The organism is Hydrogenophaga sp. (assembly GCF_028698005.1).
Classification (GTDB): domain Bacteria; phylum Pseudomonadota; class Gammaproteobacteria; order Burkholderiales; family Burkholderiaceae_C; genus Hydrogenophaga.
Map to the genome: position 1 here is coordinate 1 of NZ_JAQVEJ010000184.1, position 5,267 is coordinate 5,267.

The 5,267-nt window shown below is 69.1% G+C and carries 4 protein-coding genes and 2 pseudogenes; 3 read left to right on the forward strand and 3 right to left on the reverse strand.

The genetic code is table 11. The features are described from left to right. Positions 1-173, forward strand: a pseudogene (locus PHQ87_RS14165) (3-deoxy-7-phosphoheptulonate synthase); the annotation flags it as partial. A gap of 21 nt (positions 174-194) precedes the next feature. Here PHQ87_RS14165 and infA read toward each other — a convergent pair. Further along, positions 195-458 (reverse strand): translation initiation factor IF-1, encoded by a 264-nt coding sequence (infA, locus tag PHQ87_RS14170; protein ID WP_300235658.1) that lies wholly within the window; start codon positions 456-458, stop codon positions 195-197. Between the two features lie 332 nt (positions 459-790). Continuing rightward, positions 791-2,461, reverse strand: a complete 1,671-nt coding sequence (locus PHQ87_RS14175; RefSeq protein ID WP_300235661.1) for a sigma 54-interacting transcriptional regulator — start codon at positions 2,459-2,461, stop codon at positions 791-793. A gap of 220 nt (positions 2,462-2,681) precedes the next feature. Here PHQ87_RS14175 and PHQ87_RS14180 point away from each other — a divergent pair, with 220 nt between their 5' ends. Further along, positions 2,682-4,247, forward strand: coding sequence for an AMP-binding protein (locus tag PHQ87_RS14180; protein WP_300235665.1), 1,566 nt, complete (start codon positions 2,682-2,684; stop codon positions 4,245-4,247). Positions 4,248-4,263: 16 nt separating this feature from the next. Then, positions 4,264-5,019 (forward strand): enoyl-CoA hydratase/isomerase family protein, encoded by a 756-nt coding sequence (locus tag PHQ87_RS14185; protein ID WP_300235668.1) that lies wholly within the window; start codon positions 4,264-4,266, stop codon positions 5,017-5,019. A 12-nt stretch (positions 5,020-5,031) separates the two neighbouring features. Here PHQ87_RS14185 and PHQ87_RS14190 read toward each other — a convergent pair. Further along, positions 5,032-5,267, reverse strand: a pseudogene (locus tag PHQ87_RS14190) (ubiquinone biosynthesis protein UbiB); the annotation flags it as partial.

Here is a 5,267-nt window from a genome sequence, read left to right on the forward strand (position 1 = left end):
GCATCATCGGCGTGATGATCGAGAGCCACCTGAACGAAGGCCGGCAGGACATCGTGGCCGGCCAGCCCCTGAAACCCGGTGTGAGCGTGACCGACGCCTGCATCAGTTTCGAGCAGACCGTGCCGGTGCTGCACGGTCTGGCCGAAGCGGTGCGCGCCCGGCGCCAGCGCTGACGAAACCGGCGAAAACCGTGCTCAGCGGCGACGCGGCGCGGGCCTGGGGGCGCCACCGCTGCGCGGCTCCAGGTGGCGGAAGTTGATGCGACCCTTGGTCAGGTCGTAGGGCGAGAGTTCGAGCGAGACACGGTCACCCGCGAGAATGCGGATGTGGTGCTTCTTCATCTTGCCCGCCGAGTAGGCAATCAACTGGTGACCGTTGTCCAGCGTCACGCGGTAGCGCGAGTCGGGCAGCACCTCGTTGACGATGCCCGTCATGTCGATGAGTTCTTCTTTGGCCATGGGGATACTCCTTCAATACCAACATACCCCGCGCGGCCGCACGCTGGCTGGCACCACAGGCCAGCAACGTCACCGGCCGGTTGCACGGTGCAACCGGTGTGCGGAACGGGGTGAAATACAAAGACAGGACAGGGCCTGCCGACAACAGGGGATCGGGCGGCTTCGACGGCAAGAGGGGAAGCGGCCGGTCCGGGGGCCGAGGCCCCGGGATGACAGGGGGACGGCTCGACGCGTTCAGCGCTTCCATAATGTAGCACGGCAGCGCGTTTTCTGCAGGAAAACGTTCACGAATCCGTGGCCTGATTCGGGAATGAACGGGCGCCGGGCCCGCGTCAACGGGCCGCGCCGGGCAGTGGCCGCTCCAGCGCGATGCCGTAGCGGCGGATCTTGGCGTAGATGGTGGGCTTGGAAATGCCCAGCAGCCGGCTGGCCTGCGTCAGGTTGTAGCCGGCATGCCGGATCGCCGCCTCGATCGCGGCATGCTCGGCCTCGGCCAGTGTCAGCGGCTGCGCGCCGGTGCCGCCATCCGCGCCCGCACCTGGCGGCGTGGGGTGGCGCCGCGGCAGGTCCAGCACCGGCACGTCGATCTCCGCCTGTTCGCTGAGGTTCACGGCCCGCTCGATGGCGTTCTCGAGCTCGCGCACATTGCCCGGCCAGTCGTGGGCCTGCAGCGCCTGCAGCGCCGCCTCCGTGAAGCCGAAGACCGGCTTGTCGAGCAGGCCCGCGTACTTGGCCAGGAAATGGTGCGCCAGCAGGGGAATGTCCTGCGCGCGCTGGCGCAGTGGGGGCAGCGCCACCTCGATCACCCGGCAGCGGTAGTACAGGTCCTCGCGGAACAGGCGCTCGTCCACCATGCGCCGCAGGTCGCGGTTGCTGGCCGTGATCACGCGCACGTCGACCGGCACACCGCGCGTGTCGCCCACCCGCACCACCTCGCGCTCCTGCAGCACGCGCAGCAGTTTGGCCTGCACGTCCAGCGGCAGCTCGGCAATCTCGTCCAGGAAGATCGTGCCGCCCGAAGCCGCCTCGAACTTGCCGGGCTGCCCCTCGCGCCGCGCCCCGGTGAAGCTGCCCGCCACGTAGCCGAACAGCTCGCTTTCGATCAGGTCGCGCGGCAGGGCGGCGCAGTTGATGGCGATGAACGCACCCTCGCGCCGCGGACTGGCGTTGTGGATGGCCTGCGCGAAGACCTCCTTGCCCACGCCGCTTTCCCCCGAGAGCAGCACGTTGGCGCTGCTGCGCGCGGCCTTGCGCGCATCGGACACCGCCTGCTGCAATGCCGGGCTGCGGCCGATGATGTCCTCGAAGCGGTAGCGTGCGTGCGAGCCCGAGATGCGCTGCGCCAGATGGCGAACGCGCTGGATTTCGCGCACGGTGTTGACCACCGAGACCACATGCCCCTGCGCGTCGCGGATCGGCACCGCCGTGTCCACCACGTGCAGGTTCAGCGACGGCGAATCGATGATGAGTTCGCGGTCCACATAGCCCTGGCCGGTGGTGAAAACCGATTCCACCACCGTGCGGAAATCGACCAGCGCCCCCAGCGGCTTGCCGATGGCCTTGGCGGGGTTCAGGTGCAGCAGCCGGGCCGCGGTGCGGTTGATGTGACGGATGACGGCGCCCGGCCCCAGCACGAGCAGGCCGTCGGCGATGTGGTCCACGATGGCGCGCTGCTCCTCGATCAGCCGCGCCTGCTCGCCCGCCGAGCGCAACAGCCCGCCCACCGCCGACAGCGTGGCCGCCGCGTGCTGCGCATGGGCATTCTGAGACACCGACAGCGCGGCGCGCGCGCCACGCGCCGTGAGCCAGCCCACCACCACACCGTCCGCCTGCAGGTCCAGCACCAGGGTGCCGGGCGAGGGTCGGCGTGGCGCCTGACGTACCACTCGGAGTTCGAGCGCGGCCGACTCACGCGCATGACTCTGGATGTGATGCCAGACCGGATGCGCCTTCAGCGCATCCAGCAGGCGGTCCTGCGGGTCGGGTGACGTGGTCGTTTTCATGGATCGTCAGAAAATTTAACGTTCATGAATTTTACGGTTGTCCGATTTTTTATCTTCTGAACGATGCCAGGGCGATTCTCCGCCCCGGATCCCGGCTTGCGCCGGCTGGCACGCCGGTTGCTGTTGGTATCGGCCACAGCGACCCACAGTCCGCCGGACCCACCGCCACGACACGATGCCAGACACCGCTTTCCCACTCCCCGCGCCCGCCCGCGCATCGATGGGCGACGAGTTGCGCGCCGCTGTCCTCGATGCACCGGAGCGCACGTTCCTGCGCATGCAGGGCGTCGAACTGAGCTTCCGCGACGTCGACGGGCAGTCGGACCGACTCGCCGCCGCGCTCGCACAGCGCGGCATCCGGCAGGGCGACCGCGTGAGCCTGATGCTGTCCAACTGCCCCGAGTTCGTCATCATCTGGTTCGCCCTGGCCAAGCTCGGCGCCGTCATGGCACCGGTCAACACGGCGTTCCGGGGCCACGTGCTGCAACAGGCCATCGACCTGGTGGAAAGCCGCTGGCTGTTCGCCCATGCGTCGCTGGCGCCGCAGTGGCAGCCCCTGTGGCCGGATCTGGCCACGGTCGACCAGCTCGTGCTGGTGGGGCAGGCACCTTCTCTGCCGGCGCTGCCCGGCGGCACGCTCGCTTTTGGCGATCTGCTCGACGAGGGCCTGGACCTGGCCGTGCCGCGCCCCGTCGTGTCACCGGACGATCTGTGCCTGCTGCTGTACACCTCGGGCACGACCGGGCGCTCCAAGGCCGCCATGATGGCGCACCGCTTCGTGCTGTCGCAGGCCGACGGCTTCATCGGCGGGCTGGGCCTGCGCGACGACGACGTGCTCTACTGCCCCTATCCACTGTTCCACCTCGATGCCTCGGTGATGACCATCACACCCGCGCTGCGCCTGCGCTGCGTGGCCGCGATCGGCGAGCGCTTCAGCGTCTCGCGCTACTGGGACGAGATGCGCGCGTTCAGGGCCACGGTGTTCGACTTCATGGGCGCGACCTTGACCATGCTGTGGAAACAGCCCCCCGGACCGCGCGACCGCGATCACCACGCCCGCCTGGGCTGGGGCGTGCCGCTGCCGGCCTGGGCACCGGACTTCGAGGCGCGCTTCGGCTGCCGCCTCGTCGAGCTGTACGGCTCCACCGAGGTCGGCGGCATCCTCTACCATCCGCCGGGCCAGCCGGTGCGGCCCGGCTCCTGCGGGCGCGTGGGGTCGTTGTGGGAGGTCGATCTGCACGACGCCGACGACATGCCCGTGCCCGTGGGCGCGGTCGGTGAGCTGGTGGTGCGCCCGCGCGCGCCAGACGCCATCACGCGCGGCTACTGGGGCATGCCCGAGGCCACGCTGCAGGCCTTCCGCAATCTGTGGTTCCACACCGGCGACCTGCTGCGCCGGGACGAGGACGGCTACTTCTACTTCGTCGGCCGCACCAAGGACATGGTGCGCCGCCGCGGCGAGAACATCTCCGCCGCCGAGGTGGAGATGGGCCTGGAGACCCACCCCGACGTGCTCGAATGCGCCGTCTATGGCGTGCCCAGCGAATGGACCGAGGAAGAGGTCATGGCCAGCGTCGTGGTGCGGCCTGGCTCCTCGCTCACGCCGCGCGCGCTCGCCGAACACGCCTCGCGTACCATGACCCGCTTCATGGTGCCGCGCCACATCCGCTTCGTCGACGCGCTGCCCAAGACACCCACCGACAAGGTGGAGAAATTCCGCCTGATCGAGCAGGGCGTGACCGCCGACACCTGGGACCGCGAACGCGACCAGCCCCTGACCCCATGAAAGGAGACAACACCCCATGACCGACGTCCTTCTCGACAAACACGGCCACGTGAGCGTGGTCACCCTCAACCGCCCGGCACGGCTCAACGCCATCGGCGGCAGCCTGTTGCACGACTTGCACACCGCGCTGCTGGCCGCCCAGCAGGACCCCGACACCCGGGTCATCGTCTTCACGGGCGCGGGGCGCGCCTTCTGCGCCGGCGACGACCTCAGGGAATTCGACGAGCAAACTGCCTCGCCCGAGCGGGTGCAGCAGATCTGCGACGACATCCAGCGCATCACGCGCGACCTCATGCACGGCCCCAAGCTCGTCATCGGCGCGATCCAGGGCTATGCCGTCGGTGGCGGCTTCGAATGGCTGCTCAACTGCGACATGGTGGTCGCCGCCGACGACCTGGTGTGCTTCTTCCCCGAGATGCAGTGGGGCCACTTCGTCACGGGCGGTGTGACCCACCTACTACCCCAGACCGTGGGCTATCAGCGCGCCATGGAACTGATCGTGCTGGGCGAGCGCATCGACGCGCAGCGGCTGCTGTCGCTGGGTCTGGTCAACCGCGTCGTGACCCGGGAGATGCTGCTGGACGAGGCGATGGCGCTCGCGACGCAGGTCGCCGAGCGTGCCCCTCACGCGCTGGCCCTGCTGAAGAAAGCCCTCAACGGTCTGCCCGGACCGCTGTCCAGCGCGCTCGAAACGGAACGCGATGCCGCCGCGCAGTGCTTCGCGCACCCGGAGACGGCACGCCGCGTCCGCACGTTCGGCGCCGGGTCCTGATCCGCCCGGTCCTCAGTCATCGAGCAGGTCGCGCCCGCGGCTGCTGCGCCAGATCGAGCGCACCAGCCAGAGGCCGCCGACGAAGGCGCTGGCAAATCCGAGGAAGCCGAACGCGGGCAGACCGAACAGCGTGGGGCCGCCCTCCACGGTCATGACGATCGACGAGCCGATGATCAGCGCCGCGATGATCAGCGACATGGCCAGGCGGTTGGCCGCGCGGTCGATCTGATTGCCGACCCGCCGCAGGT

Bases quoted from the DNA above. Each gene is read 5' to 3' on its own strand.
- infA (WP_300235658.1), bottom strand. From the start codon at position 458: ATGGCCAAAGAAGAACTCATCGACATGACGGGCATCGTCAACGAGGTG.
- PHQ87_RS14175 (WP_300235661.1), bottom strand. From the start codon at position 2,461: ATGAAAACGACCACGTCACCCGACCCGCAGGACCGCCTGCTGGATGCG.
- PHQ87_RS14180 (WP_300235665.1), top strand. From the start codon at position 2,682: ATGGGCGACGAGTTGCGCGCCGCTGTCCTCGATGCACCGGAGCGCACG.
- PHQ87_RS14185 (WP_300235668.1), top strand. From the start codon at position 4,264: ATGACCGACGTCCTTCTCGACAAACACGGCCACGTGAGCGTGGTCACC.